Source organism: Nonomuraea sp. NPDC005501 (assembly GCF_040605905.1).
GTDB lineage: Bacteria > Actinomycetota > Actinomycetes > Streptosporangiales > Streptosporangiaceae > Nonomuraea.
In genome coordinates this window covers 48,687-65,130 of the sequence record NZ_JBEXDT010000049.1, presented here as the reverse complement: position 1 = coordinate 65,130, position 16,444 = coordinate 48,687, and the positions used below count along the sequence as shown (strand labels likewise).

Genomic DNA, 16,444 nt, shown 5'->3' with positions numbered 1-16,444 from the left:
CCGCGCGGCCACGCCGGGCCCGTGCCCGCCGGAGGTGGCGCACGGCCACACGCACGCGGGCCAGGGCTGACCCTTGCCAGATCGGGACAGATCACGCATCATGCCTGATGGACTCGGCGCCGTCCGCGGCGACCGGGTCCGAGGGGACCGGGGCTCCAGCGCCGAGAGGAAGGGAGCGGACCGCTACCCGGTGGCACGTCTCCAGGAGACAGCGATGTCGCATCGCACGCGGTCCCGAGAAGCCGGCATCGGTTCGGACTCCCCGAACCTCGACTTCGCGGGTACGACCCCCTACGAGGACTACGTCCGGGCGGACGTCCTCACCCACCTCCAGCACCCCCTGTCCGATGATCCGGGCGAGATGGCGTTCCTGGTCACGACCCAGGTCATGGAGCTGTGGTTCACCGTGATCGTGCACGAGTGGGAGACCGCCGGCCGCGCGCTGCGCGAGGACCGGTTGCCCGTCGCCGTGGCCGCGCTGGAGCGCAGCGTGCGCGAGCTGGAGGCGCTGAACGCCTCCTGGCGGCCGCTGGCGCGGCTCACCCCGGCCGAGTTCAACGCGTACCGGGCGGCGCTCGGCGAGGGCTCCGGCTTCCAGTCGGCGATGTACCGGCGGATGGAGTTCCTGCTCGGCGAGAAGTCGTCGTCCATGCTGGTGCCGCACCGGGGCGCGCCGCGGGTCCACGAGGAGCTGGAGAAGGCGCTGCACCAGCCGAGCCTGTACGACGAGGTGCTGCACCTCCTCGCCCGCCGCGGTCACGCCGTGCCGCGCGCGGCGCTGGAGAGGGACCTGTCGCAGCGGTACGAGCCCCGCCCCGAGGTCGAGGCGGTGTGGGCGGAGATCTACTCCGGTGACCGGGACAGCGACTTGGCGCGGCTGGGAGAGGCGCTGACGGACGTCGCCGAGCAGGTGTGGCGCTGGCGCAACGACCATCTGGTGGCCACCCGGCGCGCGATGGGCGCCAAGACCGGCACCGGCGGCTCGGCGGGCGTGGCCTGGCTGGAGAGACGGGCCGCCAAGCACGTCTTCCCCGAGCTGTGGACGGCGCGCAGCCATGTCTGATCCCGCGTACCTGGCGGCGAAGGCCCGCAAGCTCGACGAGTCGGACGGGCTGCGTGCCAAGCGCGCCGAGTTCGTCCTCGACGACGACACCGTCTACCTCGACGGCAACTCCCTCGGCGCGCTGCCCGCCACCGTTCCGGGCCGGGTGGCCGACGTGGTGGCCAGGGAGTGGGGGCGGCTGCGCATCCGGTCCTGGACGGAGTCCGGCTGGTGGACGGCGCCGGAGCGCGTCGGCGACCGCATCGCCCCGCTCGTCGGCGCCGCCCCCGGCCAGGTCGTGGCCGGCGACTCGACCAGCGTGAACGTCTTCAAGGCGCTGGTGGGCGCGGTGCGGATGGCCGGCGCGGAGCGGGACGAGATCGTCGTCGACGCGACGACGTTCCCCACGGACGGCTACATCGCCGAGTCGGCCGCGCGCATGACCGGCCGCCGGCTGGTCGCCGCCGACCCGCGCGACCTGCCGGCCGCCCTCGGCCCCCGCACCGCCGCCGCCCTGGTCAACCACGTGGACTACCGCAGCGGGCGGCTCCACGACCTGCCGGGCGTGACGGCCGCCGCGCACGCCGCGGGCGCCCTGGTGGTGTGGGACCTGTGCCACAGCGCGGGCGCGCTCCCGGTCGGCCTCGACGAGCACGGCGTCGACCTCGCCGTCGGCTGCACCTACAAGTACCTCAACGGCGGCCCCGGCTCGCCCGCCTACCTGTACGTCCGCCGGGACCTTCAGCCCCGCTTCGACTCCCCGCTCCCCGGCTGGAACTCCCACCGCGACCCCTTCGGCATGTCGCCGCGGTACGAGGCCGCCGACGGCGCGCGGCGGGGCCGGGTGGGCACCCCGGACATCCTGTCGATGCTCGCCCTGGAGGCGGCGCTGGAGGTGTGGGACGGGGTCTCGATCGAGGCGGTGCGGGACAAGAGCCTGGCCCTGACGGACTTCTTCCTGGAGTGCGTCGCGGCGTACGTGCCCGCGGGGCGCGTCGAGCCGATCACCCCGGCCGCGCACGCGGAGCGGGGCAGCCAGGTCGCGCTGCGCTGCGCCGGCGCGGGTGAGGTGATGGCCTCGCTGATCGCCCGCGGGGTCGTCGGCGACTTCCGGCACCCGGACGTGCTGCGGTTCGGTTTCACGCCGCTGTACGTGTCGTTCGCGGACGCGCATCGGGCGGCGCGCGTGCTGGCCGAGGTGGTCTCCGCGCCGTGACCGTCCCGCCGGAGCGGCGCGCCGCGGCGCGGGACGCCGCCGAGCAGGAGTCGGCCTTCTCCCATCCGCACGCGGAGCCGGACGTCACCGTCTCCTACGGCCGGCACCCCGACCAGGTCGTCGATCTCTACGCCCCCCGGGGCGGCGGCGGGGCGGGGGCGCCTCTGGTCGTCGTCCTGCACGGGGGCGCGTGGCGGGCCGCCTACGACCGGCGGCACGTGTCGCCCTTCGCGGCCTTCCTCGCGCGGCGGGGGTTCGCGGTGGCCTCGGTCGAGTACCGGCGGGGAGGCGCCGGGCCCGGGGTTGCGGGGCGCTGGCCGGAGACGTTCGACGACGTGGCCGCCGCCATGGACGCCCTGCCCGGCCTCGTCGCGGACGCCCTGCCCGGCCTCGTCGCGGACGCCCTGCCCCGCCTCGTCGCGGACGCCATGCCCCGGACGGACGCGCAGCCTTGGGCGGACGGCCTGCCCCGGGCGGACGGCCTGCCCTCGGTGGACGTGAGCCGCATCGTGGTGACCGGGCATTCGGCGGGCGGCCACCTCGCGCTGTGGGCGGCGGCCCGCCACGTGCTGCCGCCGGGGTCGCCGTGGCGGCCTCCCGGCCCGGGTCCGTCCGTCGCGGGTGTGGTGGCGCTCGCGCCGATCGCCGACCTCAGGACCGCGCGCGAGCTGTCGGTGTGCTCCGGCGCCGCGCTCCAGCTCCTCGGCGGGCCGGAGCGCTTCGAGGAGCGGCGCCCGTCCGCCGACCCCGCCGCGCTCCTGCCCACCGGCGTCCCCGCCACCGTCGTCCACGGCCGGGCCGACATCGTGGTGCCGGTCGAGGTCGCCGGGGCCTACGTGCGCGCGGCGGCCGGAGCGGGTGAGGCGGTGCGGCTGAGGCTGGTGGAGGACGCCGGTCACTTCCCGCTGATCGACCCGGCGGCGGAGGCCTGCGACGTGGTGGCCGAGGAGATCACGCGGCTCCTGGATGGTCCCGGACCCAGGTGACGGTGCGGGCGGCCGGGCGGAAGCCGATCGACCGGTAGAGCCGTCCCGGCGCCGGGTAGGCGTCGTCCCCCGGGCGTACACGACCGCCCGCTCGGCGCCCGCCTCCCGGGCCGCGCGCAGCGCGGCGAGGCAGACCGCCCGGGCGAGTCCCCGGCGGCGGTGGGCGGGCAGGGTGCCGGTGGGCTCGATCTCCGCGACGCGCCGCGCCTCGTCCAGCCAGACCAGGCAGTACGCGGCGACCTCGCCGTCCGGCGCCACGGCGACCAGGTCCAGCCCGGCCCGGTACGGCCAGGCGGCCCGGACGGCCCGGTAGCTCTCCTCGGTCACCCGTGACGGGTGGAAGGCCGCCCGGTGCGCCGCCACGCGCCCCGGCACGTCGGCCTCCCCCACGGCCCGCAGCCGGTAGCCCTGGGGCGGGACGGGCTCGGCCGGGCCGGCCAGGTCGCGGACCAGGTGCCTGAAGAAGGGGCCGTCACCGGCCGGCCGGTAACCGGCCTCGCGGAGGGCGGCGGCGAGGTGCGTCTCGGTGTCGAGCACGGTCACGTCGCGCGGCCCGGCGGGTGCCGTGCCCGCGAACCACTCCAGCACCTGCCTCGCCAGCTCCGGCCGGGCGGGGTCCACCGCCAGGTCCAGGGAGCCCGGCAGGTCGATCCACCCCCAGGCCACGGTCCGGCCGCCGTCGCGCCACAGCCGGGTCGGCCACCCGGGCTCCCGCCCGGTGTGCTGGAACCTGCCCCAGGCCAGGTCGCCGACGTGCCACCGCGACCCGGGCGACCAGATGCGGCTGCACAGCTCCTGCATGGCCCGCAGGTCGTCCGGACCCTCGTACGCGCTGACGATCACGCCGCCCAGTCTGCGGGGCGCCCCGTCCCGCCCGCATCCGGATATCCGGCCGCCCGTGACGCGAAGGCACCCGGTGCGCTCGGCGAACTCCTCGCAGCCGCCGTCAGGGCGGCATCCCGGAAGGTTCAGGCCGGCTTCGGCCGGGAGCGCAGGCGGTCCATCTGGACGTGACTGAGGTCGTGCGCCCGGCGCAGGTGCCGGGTGATCACCTCCAGCTCCTCCTCGGTGTGCTCGCCGTAGAGCGCCTGCCAGGAGGCGCCGAGGTCGTCCCAGAGCGCAGTGACCCGGGCCACGCGCTCGGGGACCGGGGCGACCAGGACGCGGCGCCGGTCCTGTCGATCGGGCGTGCGGACCACGTAGCCCCCGCGTTCGAGCCGGTCGACCAGGCGGGTGGCCGAGCCGGCGGTCAGACCGGTCAGCTCGGCGATCTGCTTGACCGTGAGCGGCTCGGGCGCCGCCGTCATCAGGCTCAGGCACTGCACGTCGGTGGGATGCAACCCGAGATGGTCGGCGACGGCCTGGTTGAACAGCACATACGCCGCCATGTAGCGGCGCGACGCCATGGACAGTTCCTCGTACAGCCGCTCGCGACGCGTGCCTGTCATCGTGATCAGCTCCAATATATGTGCGACACAACTAGTTTCTGATAATCTAGTGCGTGACGCAGTTAATGCGCCACGCAGCTATACTACAACCTGGAGACCTCCATGCTCACTGTCGCCGTCACCGGAGCGACCGGCGCCCAGGGCGGGTCCACCGCCCGCGCCCTCCTCGACGCCGGCCACCGGGTGCGCGCGCTCACCCGCGACCCCGGCTCGCCCGCCGCCGGGGCCCTCAAGGCCCTCGGCGCCGAGGTGCGCCACGCCGACTTCGACGAGCGCGCCTCCCTCGACGCCGCGCTCGTGGGGGCCGACGCGCTGTTCGCGGTCACCACACCGTTCGGCACCGACACAGCCACCGAGGTCCGGCAGGGCAAGGCCCTGCTCGACGCCGCGGCGGCCGCCCGTCTCGGCCACGTCGTGCTCACCTCCGCCGCCCACGCCGACCGTGACACCGGCGTACCGCACTACGAGAGCAAGCGTCTCGTCGAGCAGCACCTGCGCGCCTCCGGCGTGCCGTGGACGGTGATCGCGCCGGCCGCGTTCATGGACAACTACGCCGGCGGGTGGACGCTGGACGGCCTGCGCGAGGGCACGTTCGCCTGGCCGATGCCCGCCGACCAGCCGCTCGCGCTCATCCCCGCCGCCGACATCGGCGCGTTCGCCGCGCTGACCCTCCAGCGCCGCACCGCGTTCACCGGCCGCCGCATCGACATCGCCTCGGACGAGCGCACTCCCCGCCAGATGGCCGAGATTCTCGCCTCCGCCATCGGCGCGCCGATCACTCACCAGGAGGTGCCCCTCGCGTACGTCCGCAAGCGGTCGGACGATCTGGCCGCCATGTTCGCGTACTTCACCGAGGCCGGCCTCGACGTGGACGTCGCCGGGCTGCGCCGCGACCACCCGGAGGTCGGCTGGCACGGCTTCGCCGACTGGGCCGCCGCCCAGGACTGGCCCGCCCTCCTGTCGTCCGGGACCACCGTCTCCACCCACTGAGTCCCCCGAAGGGAACGCCCTCATGAAACCGATCGGCTACTGGCTCAACCGCGCCGACCAGGCCCTCACCCGCCACATGAACGGCATGCTGGAGGAGTTCGGCCTCACCCGGCTCTCCTGGCAGGTGCTCAACGTCGTCCAGGACGCCCCGAACGCGACCGGAGCCCACGACGCCGTCCAGCGGGCGCGGGGCGTCACCGACGGAGAGGTCCTGTCGGTGCTCGCCGCCAACGCCGGCACGCCCGCGCTGACCGCCGCGATCGATGCCGTGCTGACCGGCGGCTGGGCGGCCCGCCCCGCGCCGGGCCGGCTCGTCCTCACCCCCGAGGGCGCCGAGCGCCTGGCCCGTGTCGCCGAGCGGGTCGGCGCGTTCCGCGACCTGTCGATGACCGGCATCTCGCCCGACGAGTACCGGACGGCCGTCAGCGTCCTCGAACGCATGACGGCCAACCTCGAACCGGCGCGCGCTCCTCACCTACCGGCGTGACGGCCGGGCCCCCTCCTCCGGTGCTCTCCGGCGCGCCGACCGGGCGCCACGTGCGGGGCGAGGCGGGCGCATCACCAACAGTGTCCACGACGAACCCGCGACCTGTCCGGACCCTCGTCCGTGCTGACGATCACGCCGCCCCAGCCTGCCGGGCGCCACGTCCGGTCCGCAGCCGGATGTCCGGCCACCCGGGAGCCGGTCAGCCACCGGCCACGGCCCTGCCGCGCGGCGCCACGACCAGGGCCACGATGGCGGGCAGCGGGAACAGCATGAGGTAGAGGTTCGGGATCCACCAGGCCAGGGAGAAGTCGCCGCGCAGCGTCCAGAACGCGATCGCCATGAGCCCGGAGGCCATGGTGAGCACGAGGGACACGAGCATGAGCGGCACCCCGGCCCCCGAGGTCGGGGACGCCGCGCCGGAGCGTGCGAGAAGCCAGAGGCTCGTCAGGCCGGTGGCGCTGGCCGCCAGGTCGATCCAGAGGAACGACCAGTTCCAGGCCACCATCACCGGGTCGGCGTACCCGGCGAAGGCCCACTCGGGCGGGATCAGCCCGAGGCCCGTGACGGTGAAATAGGCGACGAACCCGACGTCGGTCGCCAGCATCAGCGCCTTAGTCGCTCTGAGCACGCTCGATCAGCTCCATCAGGTAGGCGCGGGTCCGGGCGTGCAGCGCGGGGTCGGGCTCACCCAGGCCGAGCAGCCGTACGGCCCACCAGCCGTCCACCGCCAGCCGGACGGCGGTGGCCGCGGCGGGGTCCACGCCGTCGCGGGTCAGCCGTTCCTGCCAGGCGGCGAACCGCTCGCGCAGCGGCTCCAGGCCCGCCGGATCGACCAGCACGCCGGCGAGCAGCGCGGCCGTGACCCGGTCGGGCGCCTCCGGGGTGTGCGCCTCGGGGACGGTGGCCTCCACGTAGGCGCGCAGGAAGTCGCCGGGCCCGTCGCCCGCCCGCGCCAGCGCCTCGTCGAAGGCGTCGGTGAGCCGCGCCACCATGGCCCTGACCAGCGCCTGCTTGGTCGGGAAGTGGTAGAACAGCCCGCCCTTCGACACGCCCGCGCGCTGCGCGACCGCCTCCAGCGTGAGCGACTCGGCCCCGTCCGACAGCAGCACCTCGGCCGCCGCGTCCAGGAGCCGGTCGCGTGAACTCGGTCTCGGCATGCCCGAAACTATACAGGCCAGCCGGTACACTTTCATAGGCCCGGGAGGTCGAGGACCAGTCCGGGCGCGGGCTCAGGCGAGGGCCGCGCGGATCGCCTCCTGGGCGGCGTCCCGCAGCCGGGCGTGCACCGCCGCGTTCTCCTCCCGGTCCGTCCGCACCTCCACCACGCGCGGCCCGTCGCCCCGAAGCGCCTTGGACAGGTCCCCCAGCTCCTCCACCAGCCGGTACGGCGTGCCGGTCGCGGCGGCCACGTACCCGAGGTCCACCCCGTGCGGGGTGCCGAACACCCGCTCGAACGGGTCGCGCAGCGCCGCCTGCGGCAGCAGCGAGAAGATGCCGCCCCCGTCGTTGTTGACCACCACGAGGCACAGGTCGGGGCGCGGCTCGCGGGGCCCGAGGACGAGGCCGTTCTGGTCGTGCAGGAACGACAGGTCGCCGAGCAGCGCGTACGACGGCCCGTTGTGGGCCAGCGCCGCGCCCATCGCCGTCGAGACGGCCCCGTCGATGCCGGAGGCGCCCCGGTTGGCCAGCAGCCGCAGCCCGCGCCGGGGCCGCATGGCCTGGTCGAGGTCGCGGATCGGCATGGACGACCCGCAGAACAGCAGGGACCCGTTGGGCAGCGTGTCGGCCAGGTCGCGGGCCAGGCGCGGCTCACTGGTGCCCGAGGTGTCGAGCACCTCGTCCACCGCCGCCCGCGCGGCCTGGTCGGCGTGGCGCCAGGCGTGCAGCCAGCCGTCGTCGCCGGAGGCCACCGGGATCTCCACGGCCTGCGCCACCTGGGTGGCCGAGCGGGTGGGGTCGGGCCAGCGGTCGAGGTCGGTGGCGACGACGATGTGCTCCTGGGCGCGCTTCAGCCACGACAGCAGCGGCCGCGACAGCCCCGGCCGGCCGAGCGTCACGACCACGTCGGGCGCGTACGTGTCGGCGAACTCCGGGGTGGCCAGCAGGTGGTGGTAGGTGGAGACGGCGTGGTCGCCGTAGCGTCCGCCGCCGTTGGGCTCCGACAGGACCGGCCAGCCGGCCATGCCGGCGGCGGCGACGTAGCGGCGCACGTTGGCCGCGCCGTCGCCGATCACGAGCACGCCGCGCCGGGTGGGCGGGATGTGCAGGGCGACGGGCGGCGGGGCGACGCGGGTGCGCACCCACGGCCCGGTCGCGTCGCCGTCGAGCGACTCGTTCCAGGTGGTGTCGCCGTCGGGGATCAGCGGCTCGCGGAAGGCGAGGTTGAGGTGGACGGGCCCCGGGGCGGCGGGGCCGGCGGCGCGCTGGTAGGCGCGGCAGGCCAGCGAGCGCCAGTAGGCGACCTGGCCGGGCCGATCCTCGGGCGCTCCCACCTCGGCGAACCAGCGGACGGCCGTGCCGTACAGCTTCATCTGGTCGATGGTCTGGTTGGCGCCGGTGCCGCGCAGCTCGGGCGGGCGGTCGGCGGTGAGCACGAGCAGCGGGACGCCGGACTCGCTCGCCTCGATGACGGCCGGGTGGAAGTTCGCGGCGGCCGTGCCGGAGGAGCAGATCAGCGCGACGGGCCGCTCCGAGCGCCGCGCCAGGCCGAGCGCCAGGAACGACGCCGACCGCTCGTCCACGCGCACGTGCAGCCGTACCCGCGACTCGGAGTGCAGCGCCAACGCCAGCGGCGCCGACCGGGAGCCGGGCGCGAGCACGACGTCGGTCAGGCCGCAGCGCACCAGCTCGTCGACGAGCACCGTGGCCAGCGCGGTCGCGGGGTTCACCGGGACGCCTCCTGCATGCGGCCGAGCCACCAGGGCGACTCGATGGCGAACTCTGACAGGGCCCGCTCGTCCACCTCGGGCCGCCGCACGGTCAGCGCCCCGCCGACCGGCGTGAGGGGGTCGGCGGTGACGTCGCCGGCCAGGAGCGCCATCGTGCCCAGCCCGCACGCGTACGGCAGCTCGGGCAGCGCCGCGGCCAGCGCCAGGCCGGCGGCCAGACCCACGGACGTCTCGACCGCGCTCGACACGACGGCCGGCAGCCCGCACGCCTCCACGACGCGCAGCGCCTGCCGCACCCCGCCGAGCGGCTGAACCTTGACCACGGCGATGTCGGCGGCCTCGGCGGCCCGCACGCGCAGCGGGTCCTCGGCGCGGCGGATCGACTCGTCGGCGGCGATCGGCACATCGCAGGCCCGCCGCACCAGGGCCAGCTCCTCCAGGGTGGCGCACGGCTGCTCGGCGTACTCCAGGTCGAACCGGTCGAGCTCCTTCAGCCGCCGCACCGCCTCGTCGGCGCTCCAGGCGCCGTTGGCGTCCACGCGCAGCCGCCCGGACGGGCCGAGGGCGTCGCGCACGGCCTCCACCCTGGCCAGGTCGTCGGCGAACGGCCGGCCGGGCTCGGCCACCTTGACCTTCGCGGTGGCGCAGCCGGACGCCCGTACGAGCTCGAACGCCCGCTCGGCCGGGACGGCCGGGACCGTGGCGTTGACCGGGACGGTGTCGCGGACCGGCGCCGGCCAGCCCTCGAAGGCGGCCTCATGGGCGCACGCCAGCCAGCGGGCGCACTCGCGCGGCCCGTACTCGGGGAACGGCGAGAACTCGCCCCACCCCGCGGGGCCGCGCAGCAGCACGCCCTCCCTGACGGTCTGCCCGCGGAACCGGGTGGGCATCGGGATCCGGAACACCACGGGGGCACGGGTCAGCTCCCGTGGTGCCCGGTCGCCCGGCTTGTCCCCTCCGCCGCCCGTCCTGTTCGCAGCGCCGCCCGTCTGCTTGGCTGCGCCGCCCGTGCCGGGCGTCACGCCCCCGTCCGCGTCCACGCCCGCGCTCCCGTCCGCGCGTACGTCCGCGCTTTCATCCGTGCTCTCGCCTGTGCCGTCGACCGTGCTGCCGGGTGTGCCGCCGTCCGTGCCGGGTCGCGCGTCCCGCCCTGCCACCACCGCGTCACCACTGCGTCACCACTGCGTCAGTACCGATCTGTCGCCACTAACCTTACGAGCATGCCGAGCACGTCGTCGCATCCGGACCGCCCGTTGCGGGCCGTCGTCATGCCGCCGGGCCCCGAGCTGTTCGCGGCGGTGCGCGACGCGCTGAGCGGTGACGGACCGGCCGTGCTGCCGCTCGCCCCGGGCCAGGAGGCCGCCGCGATCGCCGCACTGCGGCCCTCCGACGTCAACGGGCGGTCCCTGGAGGGCGGTTCCGGCGTGCCGGGCGACGTCGCCGTGGTGATCGCCACCAGCGGCAGCACGGGCGCGCCCAAGGGCGTCATGCTCTCGGCGGCGGCCCTGCGCGCCTCGGCCGCCGCGTCCCTGCGCCGCCTCGGCGCGGCCAGGGGCGAGCGGTGGCTGTGCTGCCTGCCGCCATCCCACGTCTCCGGGCTCCAGGTGCTCGTCCGCGCGCTGCTCACCGGGACCGAGCCGATCGTGCACGAGAGGTTCGACCCGGAGCGGGTGCTGGCCTCGGGCGCCGGCCACGTCTCGCTGGTGCCCACTCAGCTGCACCGGCTGGTCGAGCTGCGGGCCGACCTGTCGGTGTTCGCGACGATCCTGCTCGGCGGCGCGGCGGCCCGCCCCCGCCTGCTGGACGAGGCGCGTGACCTCGGCGCGCGGCTGGTGACGACGTACGGGATGAGCGAGACGAGCGGCGGCTGCGTGTACGACGGCCGGCCCCTCGACCACGTGGACGTCAAGGTCGGCGAGGACGGCCGGATCCGCGTGGCGGGGCCGGTGCTGTTCTCCGGGTACCGCTCGGGGGAGCCCGTCCCGCGCGACGGCGACTGGTTCGTGACCTCCGACCTGGGCGAGCTGTCCGGCGGACGGCTGCGCGTGCTGGGCCGGGCCGACGACGTGATCAACACGGGCGGCGAGAAGGTCGTGGCGGGCGCCGTGGCCACGGTGCTCGGGGGCCACCCCGAGGTGGCGGACGTGGCGGTCGTCGGCCGGGACGACCCCGAGTGGGGCGAGGTGGTGGTGGCCGTGGTGGTGCCCGCCGACCCCTCCCGCCCGCCGACGCTGACGCAGCTACGCGCCTACTGCGCCGACCGGCTGCCCTCCTACGCCGCGCCGCGCGAGCTGCGCCTCACGCCCGGCCTGCCCCTGCTGCCCAACGGCAAGCCCGACCTCGTACGGCTGCGCTCGCAGATCTAGACACGCGCCCGCCCCGTCCGGCTGTGCTCGGCCGGTCGCGTGCGGCCTCTTCACCTGGGACGGACCGCTCCCAGGAACCTGACGACCAGCCGGTGCGTCATAGTGGGGAAGAGCAAGGAGGGAGCCTTCATGGATCAGACCCGCAAGATGTGGGCATCCGCGGTGGTCGTCGGCGTCATCGTCGTCGGCGGCGTCTCGGTCGCGGCGGCCGCCTCGGCGGGCAGGCTCGAACAGGTCGCCAAGGAGACCAGGGCGGTGATGGAGGTGGACGGTTCCCGCGTGGCCGAGCTCGCCGGGGAGTCGGCCTCTCCGGAGTCCACGCCCGACGTGGTGGTGTCCAAGGATGTGAACCCCGACCCCGACGCGGTCCTCGACTACTGGACCGACGAGCGCATGGAGGGCGCCGAGCCCATGCCGATGCCCGAGGGCGAGCCCGGGAAGGTCACCGAGGGCCCCTCAGGAGTGACCCCCGACGGCGACCCGGGCCAGGTCAGCGGCTACTAGCCGCCCGCCCGGCACCGTACGCGGGGTGGGCCGCCGAAGAGGCGGTCCGCCCCTTTTCGTCCCAACGGGAACAAATAACGGCAAATCGCGTTATTGATACTGGTGCGCCGAGCGGCACGTGCCGCCCCACCACAATCTGCCTGATTGCTTTGACTCCGTATGGAGGAGGTGTCCTCATGCCCCGAACCGCCGTGGCGACCCCACCCGCGACCCTCGACCAGCTCCTTGACCGAGGGCGAGGACAGGGTCACCTTTCTCTCGCGGAACTGCGTCACGCGTTCGCCGAGGCCGGGATCAATCCTGCCGAAGGCCGGTCGATCCTGCGCGAGCTCACCGAGGCGGGTGTCAGCCTGGCCGCGGAGGACGAGCCGTCCCTCGGCAGGCCCGCCCGCACGACCGCGAGGAAGACCACGACCAAGCGCCCGGCCAAGCCGAAGTCTACCGGCTCCGGCGTCGCCGAGTCCAAGACCGACATCTCGGCCGTTCCCTCGGCCGACTCCCCCACCGACGACGACGCGCCCGTCTCCGCGAAGCCCACCGGATCCACCGGCAGGTCCACGACCCGATCCACCGGCAGGTCCGCGGGCGGCTCCACCACCGGGCCCGCGGTGAAGGCCGCCCCGGAGGTCCAGGCGTCCGCCGACGCCGAGCCGGACCCCGACGCCCTCGCCATGGGCTCCGAGGAGCCCGAGCTGGAGAACGAGGTCATCGACCTCGATGACACCCAGTCGGTCATGGGCGACTCGGTCCACACGTACCTCAAGTCCATCGGCCGCCGCACGCTGCTGACCGCCGCCCAGGAGGTCGAGCTGGCCCGGCGCATCGAGGCCGGCCTGTACGCCGAGTACAAGCTGGAGACCGACCCGACCCTGTCCCCCGCCGCCCGCGACGACCTCGACCTGGTCGTCCAGGACGGCAGGGACGCCAAGGACCACATGCTGGAGGCCAACCTCCGGCTGGTCGTCTCGGTCGCCAAGAAGTACACCGACCGCGGCATGTCGCTGCTCGACGTGGTCCAGGAGGGCAACCTGGGCCTCATCAGGGCGGTCGAGAAGTTCGACTACACCAAGGGCTTCAAGTTCTCCACGTACGCCATGTGGTGGATCCGCCAGGCCATACAGCGCGGCTTCGCCGACTCGGCGCGGACGATCCGGCTGCCGGTCCACGTGCTGGAGATGCTGTCCAAGCTGTCGCGCATCGAGCGCGACATGCACCAGCGCCTGGGCCGCGAGCCCACGCCCGAGGAGCTGGCCAAGGAGCTGGACAGGACGCCCGACCAGATCGAGGAGCTGCTGCGCACCAGCCGCCAGCCGATCTCGTTGAACGCGACGATCGGTGAGGACGGCGAGACCACGATCGGCGACCTCATCGAGGACGTCGACTCCCCCGAGGCGTCCGAGATCGTCGACCGCCAGCTGCTGGGCGACCAGCTGCGGGGCGTCCTCGACAACCTCTCGCCGCGCGAGTCGAAGATCATGGCGCTGCGGTTCGGCCTGGTGGACGGCAAGCCGCACACCCTCGACGAGATCGGCAAGCACCTGGGGCTGACCCGGGAGCGCATCCGCCAGCTCGAGAAGGAGTCGCTGTCCAAGCTGCGCCACCCGAGCAACACCCGCCCGCTGCTCGACTGGGCCAGCTGACCCCCGGCGGCGGACCGCCCGCCGTCACGCGCTGACGACGGCCGGTCAAGCCGCCACCCGGTCAGGCCACCACCCGACGCACCCCGAAAGCCCCGCCTCTCCGCGGGGCTTGCGTCATGCCTGCACCCGCCTGGAACTGGGCGGGCGGACCTCGGCGGCATTCAGGCCGGCGCCCAGAGACCCGGCCGAGGCCGCCGACGCCCCAGCCGCCCGCCCGCCCGGCCACACGGGGATGCGCCCACCCGATACGCCCTTGCCGGAGCCCCGCCGGATGCTGCCACCTTCGTTGCAGCCGCCCGCACCCGCCGCGCACGTCGACCGCGCCGCGCACACCGCGCTCCGCCGCCCTCGCGCTGGCCCCGGCGGCCGGGCTGGTCCTCCTCCTGGCCTCCGTACTGCGGCGTGACGTTAAGCTGCCGATCATGAGCGTCACCCTCAGCGACTCCGCCAAGCAGATCCTCGACGCCGCCAACATCGGCGTCCTCGCCACCCTCAACCCCGACGGCAGCCCGCAGACCTCGGTCGTCTGGGTCGGCACCGACGGCGACGAGGTGGTCATCTCCTCCCAGGCCGGAAGGCGCAAGGTCGTCAACCTGGAGCGGGACCCGCGCGCCAGCCTCAGCGTGTTCGACCTTTCGGACCCTGAGAGGTACGTCGAGATCCGCGGGGCGGCGACGGTCACCGAGGACGAGGGCAGGCGGCTGGCGGTGGAGCTGGCGGAGAAGTACGAGGGCGAAGGGGCCGGCGAGGAGTACCTTCGGCTGCCTCCGGAAGCGGTGCGCGTGGTGATCCGGATCACGCCGCAACGGGTGGTGGGCAACGCGGCGTGACAACGCGTGCGGCGCGGCTCGCAGGCGAAGCCGCCAGGGCCGCCGACCGGCGCGCACGGGACCGCGGTCCCTCCGGGGTCGCCAGCGCCTGTGGGTGCCGGCCGACGCAGCGGACCTAACGGGTCGCGCGCTGCCGAACCGCCGGCCCGCACCACCGGACTGCCTCGCCGGACCGGCAGTGTGGACCGCTAGTGCGGACCGGTAGTGGCAGGCCGGTAGTGCCGGATTGGTGGTGCCAGGCCGGTAGTGCGGGGCTGGTTGGTGCCAGGCCGGTAGTGCGGACCGGTAGTGCCGGGCTGGTAGCGCCAGGCCGGTAGTGCCGGTCCGCCTCGACGGGCCCACCTTGCGTGGCGGCCGTACCCGTCGGAACGGGTCGCTAGCGGACCGCGGGGACCGGGCGCGGGATGCGGGGGATGCCCCACATGCGGTTCTCCTCGCGGAGCGTGCGCAGCCGGTCGACCTCGGCCGTCCACATCGCCCCCGCGGGCGTCGCCCTGGCCTTGCGGCGGGCGATGCGGTCGTCGTACGCCCGGACACCGAACGTGGACCGCTGCCCCGCCTCGGCGCCCCGCAGCGCCTCGGTCAGCGCCTTGTCGAACGCCAGACCGGCGCCCAGCAGCTCCACCTCGTCCGCGTCGGCGGCGCGCAGCTCACGCAGCGTCCGCTCGGCCTGCCTGGCCTTCTCCAGCAGCTCGGGATAGCTCTTGGAGATCTCCAGATCCGCGTGGTAGCGGACCTCGGCCTCCCGGCTCACCCGCGGACGGAAAAACGCCATCGGCTCTGCCCCTTCGCGCAAGTCGCTCTGTTGTTCGCGACAAGGGTACGCCTCTCCGCGACACACCACGTCATCGGACCACGGCAACCGCCTTTACATAGTAAGATCACCGCATGCCCGCCAAGAGGCCGCCCGTTCCCCTGTCCCGTGAGCGCATCATCGAGACCGCGCTGCACATCGCCGACACGCAGGGCCTGCGCCGGCTCACCATGCGCCGGCTCGGCGACGCCCTGCAGGTGGAGGCCATGGCCATCTACCATCACCTGCCGCTCGGCAAGGAGGCGCTGATGGACGCGCTGGCCGAGCACGTCACCGCCATCCACGTCGAGCCCGGGACGACGTGGCAGGACACCGCCCGGGCGTGGTGCCGGGCCGGCCGCGAGCTGCTGCGCGACCACCCGGGCGTGCTGGCGCTCGCGCTGACCAAGCCGCCCAAGGGCGGCACCGCGATCTCCATCCGGGAGCAGACGGACCAGCTCGCCGAGGCGGGCCTGCCCGACGCCGCCGAGGCGGTGCGGACGCTGCGGGCCTTCGTCTTCGGCAGCGTCGCGGTGGAGGTGCAGCAGTCGGGCTGGGCCGACCCCGAGGTGGACGAGTGGATACGCCGCGACGAGCGCGCCGACGCCGACTTCGAGCGGGGCCTGGACGCGCTGCTCAAAGGCCTGCCCGCCTAGAAGGGCCACTGCGGCCCGCCGCGCTCCCCTGACCGCCGGCGGCCCGGAGCTCGCCGGCCGCCGTCCCGCACGAAAAGGCGGCATTCGTCGAGATCTCGCGCAGCGATCGGGCAAAGGGTTGCGAACCTAGTGGCGTGTCGAGCTTGGACCGTTATCCTGCATAAGGCACGCTGTGTCGAGGGTCACACCATCCGCGCATCCTCCTCTAACAGTCCGAACGGACTATGTCGGATTATGTGACATGCGTCGCACACTTGCTAGGTCCAACAGCCCGAGCCGCTCCCGTGCCACGGGGGCTTTTCACGAGATATCGGAGGCACGCCGATGTGCCCGCACGACCCGGTCTGTCCGTCCGCCGAGGCGCCCGACCGTGAGGCCGCACGCACCGTCGCGTGCCACCCCGAACAGGGGTGGAGTCTTCTCTGCAACGGCGTGGTCCTGTTCGAGGACACCGGGGAGCTGCTGCCGGGCGGCACCGCCATCGCCCCGCACCGCCCCGTCGTGGGCGCCGCCTGAGCGACACGCCGCACGAGACGAGGCCACACGGCCCTCCAGATCACGGCGAGCCGGATATCGGCTCCGGACCACGGTCCTCCCG

Annotated in this window: 17 protein-coding genes and 1 pseudogene; 11 read left to right on the top strand and 7 right to left on the bottom strand. The window is 74.5% G+C overall.

What is annotated here, in order from left to right:
* Window positions 1–214: 214 nt before the first annotated feature.
* Genes ABZS51_RS23550 through ABZS51_RS23540 form a run of 3 tightly spaced genes read left to right on the top strand, consistent with a single transcriptional unit; the run spans window position 215 to window position 3,244 of the window.
* Window positions 215–1,063, top strand: a complete 849-nt coding sequence (locus tag ABZS51_RS23550; protein ID WP_355444701.1) for a tryptophan 2,3-dioxygenase family protein — start codon at window positions 215–217, stop codon at window positions 1,061–1,063.
* Complete coding sequence (gene kynU / locus ABZS51_RS23545) at window positions 1,056–2,258, top strand: kynureninase (RefSeq protein WP_355444698.1); 1,203 nt, start codon at window positions 1,056–1,058, stop codon at window positions 2,256–2,258. The genes ABZS51_RS23550 and kynU overlap by 8 nt, the downstream gene beginning before the upstream one ends.
* Window positions 2,255–3,244 carry an alpha/beta hydrolase gene (locus ABZS51_RS23540; protein WP_355444695.1) on the top strand — a complete coding sequence of 330 codons (990 nt, stop codon included), beginning with the start codon at window positions 2,255–2,257 and terminating at the stop codon, window positions 3,242–3,244. Before kynU ends, ABZS51_RS23540 begins: the two co-directional genes overlap by 4 nt.
* Before the next feature lie 135 nt (window positions 3,245–3,379).
* Here ABZS51_RS23540 and ABZS51_RS23535 read toward each other — a convergent pair.
* Both ABZS51_RS23535 and ABZS51_RS23530 read right to left on the bottom strand, forming a co-directional pair.
* Window positions 3,380–4,045 (bottom strand): annotated as a pseudogene (locus tag ABZS51_RS23535) (GNAT family N-acetyltransferase); the annotation flags it as partial.
* A gap of 167 nt (window positions 4,046–4,212) precedes the next feature.
* Window positions 4,213–4,692, bottom strand: coding sequence for a MarR family transcriptional regulator (locus ABZS51_RS23530; protein WP_310709851.1), 480 nt, complete (start codon window positions 4,690–4,692; stop codon window positions 4,213–4,215).
* Window positions 4,693–4,794: 102 nt separating this feature from the next.
* Here ABZS51_RS23530 and ABZS51_RS23525 point away from each other — a divergent pair, with 102 nt between their 5' ends.
* A complete protein-coding gene (locus ABZS51_RS23525) occupies window positions 4,795–5,682 on the top strand; it encodes an NmrA/HSCARG family protein (protein ID WP_355444692.1) in 888 nt (295 codons plus the stop codon).
* A 22-nt stretch (window positions 5,683–5,704) separates the two neighbouring features.
* On the top strand, window positions 5,705–6,169 hold the full coding sequence (locus tag ABZS51_RS23520) for a MarR family winged helix-turn-helix transcriptional regulator (RefSeq protein ID WP_355444689.1): 465 nt from the start codon (window positions 5,705–5,707) through the stop codon (window positions 6,167–6,169).
* 199 nt (window positions 6,170–6,368) lie between these two features.
* Here ABZS51_RS23520 and ABZS51_RS23515 read toward each other — a convergent pair whose 3' ends face one another.
* The 4 genes from ABZS51_RS23515 to ABZS51_RS23500 form a co-directional block, all read right to left on the bottom strand.
* On the bottom strand, window positions 6,369–6,797 hold the full coding sequence (locus tag ABZS51_RS23515; protein ID WP_355444686.1) for a DUF5360 family protein: 429 nt from the start codon (window positions 6,795–6,797) through the stop codon (window positions 6,369–6,371).
* Complete coding sequence (locus tag ABZS51_RS23510) at window positions 6,781–7,326, bottom strand: TetR/AcrR family transcriptional regulator (RefSeq protein WP_310709860.1); 546 nt, start codon at window positions 7,324–7,326, stop codon at window positions 6,781–6,783. Before ABZS51_RS23510 ends, ABZS51_RS23515 begins: the two co-directional genes overlap by 17 nt.
* A 72-nt stretch (window positions 7,327–7,398) precedes the next feature.
* Complete coding sequence (menD, locus tag ABZS51_RS23505) at window positions 7,399–9,057, bottom strand: 2-succinyl-5-enolpyruvyl-6-hydroxy-3-cyclohexene-1-carboxylic-acid synthase (protein ID WP_310709861.1); 1,659 nt, start codon at window positions 9,055–9,057, stop codon at window positions 7,399–7,401.
* Window positions 9,054–9,980 carry an o-succinylbenzoate synthase gene (locus ABZS51_RS23500; RefSeq protein ID WP_355444706.1) on the bottom strand — a complete coding sequence of 309 codons (927 nt, stop codon included), beginning with the start codon at window positions 9,978–9,980 and terminating at the stop codon, window positions 9,054–9,056. Before ABZS51_RS23500 ends, menD begins: the two co-directional genes overlap by 4 nt.
* 297 nt (window positions 9,981–10,277) lie before the next feature.
* On the opposite strand from ABZS51_RS23500, the gene ABZS51_RS23495 reads away from it, so the two are divergent.
* The 4 genes from ABZS51_RS23495 (at window position 10,278) to ABZS51_RS23480 (ending at window position 14,397) form a co-directional block, all read left to right on the top strand.
* Entirely contained in the window at window positions 10,278–11,423 is a 1,146-nt protein-coding gene (locus ABZS51_RS23495; protein WP_355444682.1) for an AMP-binding protein, read from the top strand.
* Window positions 11,424–11,552: 129 nt separating this feature from the next.
* A complete protein-coding gene (locus ABZS51_RS23490; RefSeq protein ID WP_310709863.1) occupies window positions 11,553–11,927 on the top strand; it encodes a hypothetical protein in 375 nt (124 codons plus the stop codon).
* Between the two features lie 176 nt (window positions 11,928–12,103).
* The gene (locus ABZS51_RS23485) at window positions 12,104–13,567 is read left to right on the top strand and encodes an RNA polymerase sigma factor (protein ID WP_355444679.1); all 1,464 of its coding nucleotides are present in this window, start codon (window positions 12,104–12,106) and stop codon (window positions 13,565–13,567) included.
* A gap of 422 nt (window positions 13,568–13,989) precedes the next feature.
* Window positions 13,990–14,397 carry a PPOX class F420-dependent oxidoreductase gene (locus ABZS51_RS23480; protein WP_355444676.1) on the top strand — a complete coding sequence of 136 codons (408 nt, stop codon included), beginning with the start codon at window positions 13,990–13,992 and terminating at the stop codon, window positions 14,395–14,397.
* Between the two features lie 376 nt (window positions 14,398–14,773).
* Here ABZS51_RS23480 and ABZS51_RS23475 read toward each other — a convergent pair whose 3' ends face one another.
* A complete protein-coding gene (locus ABZS51_RS23475) occupies window positions 14,774–15,172 on the bottom strand; it encodes a hypothetical protein (RefSeq protein WP_355444673.1) in 399 nt (132 codons plus the stop codon).
* Window positions 15,173–15,285: 113 nt separating this feature from the next.
* Here ABZS51_RS23475 and ABZS51_RS23470 point away from each other — a divergent pair, with 113 nt between their 5' ends.
* On the top strand, window positions 15,286–15,846 hold the full coding sequence (locus ABZS51_RS23470) for a TetR/AcrR family transcriptional regulator C-terminal domain-containing protein (protein ID WP_355444670.1): 561 nt from the start codon (window positions 15,286–15,288) through the stop codon (window positions 15,844–15,846).
* A gap of 324 nt (window positions 15,847–16,170) precedes the next feature.
* The gene (locus ABZS51_RS23465) at window positions 16,171–16,362 is read left to right on the top strand and encodes a DUF5999 family protein (RefSeq protein ID WP_175590377.1); all 192 of its coding nucleotides are present in this window, start codon (window positions 16,171–16,173) and stop codon (window positions 16,360–16,362) included.
* Window positions 16,363–16,444: the final 82 nt, after the last annotated feature.

Excerpts from the sequence above, each read along its gene's own strand:
- ABZS51_RS23550 (WP_355444701.1), top strand. The coding sequence starts at position 215 with ATGTCGCATCGCACGCGGTCCCGAGAAGCCGGCATCGGTTCGGACTCC.
- ABZS51_RS23490 (WP_310709863.1), top strand. The coding sequence starts at position 11,553 with ATGGATCAGACCCGCAAGATGTGGGCATCCGCGGTGGTCGTCGGCGTC.
- ABZS51_RS23520 (WP_355444689.1), top strand. The coding sequence starts at position 5,705 with ATGAAACCGATCGGCTACTGGCTCAACCGCGCCGACCAGGCCCTCACC.
- ABZS51_RS23485 (WP_355444679.1), top strand. The coding sequence starts at position 12,104 with ATGCCCCGAACCGCCGTGGCGACCCCACCCGCGACCCTCGACCAGCTC.
- ABZS51_RS23530 (WP_310709851.1), bottom strand. The coding sequence starts at position 4,692 with ATGACAGGCACGCGTCGCGAGCGGCTGTACGAGGAACTGTCCATGGCG.
- ABZS51_RS23480 (WP_355444676.1), top strand. The coding sequence starts at position 13,990 with ATGAGCGTCACCCTCAGCGACTCCGCCAAGCAGATCCTCGACGCCGCC.
- kynU (WP_355444698.1), top strand. The coding sequence starts at position 1,056 with ATGTCTGATCCCGCGTACCTGGCGGCGAAGGCCCGCAAGCTCGACGAG.
- ABZS51_RS23525 (WP_355444692.1), top strand. The coding sequence starts at position 4,795 with ATGCTCACTGTCGCCGTCACCGGAGCGACCGGCGCCCAGGGCGGGTCC.
- ABZS51_RS23475 (WP_355444673.1), bottom strand. The coding sequence starts at position 15,172 with ATGGCGTTTTTCCGTCCGCGGGTGAGCCGGGAGGCCGAGGTCCGCTAC.
- ABZS51_RS23465 (WP_175590377.1), top strand. The coding sequence starts at position 16,171 with ATGTGCCCGCACGACCCGGTCTGTCCGTCCGCCGAGGCGCCCGACCGT.
- ABZS51_RS23495 (WP_355444682.1), top strand. The coding sequence starts at position 10,278 with ATGCCGAGCACGTCGTCGCATCCGGACCGCCCGTTGCGGGCCGTCGTC.
- ABZS51_RS23510 (WP_310709860.1), bottom strand. The coding sequence starts at position 7,326 with ATGCCGAGACCGAGTTCACGCGACCGGCTCCTGGACGCGGCGGCCGAG.
- ABZS51_RS23470 (WP_355444670.1), top strand. The coding sequence starts at position 15,286 with ATGCCCGCCAAGAGGCCGCCCGTTCCCCTGTCCCGTGAGCGCATCATC.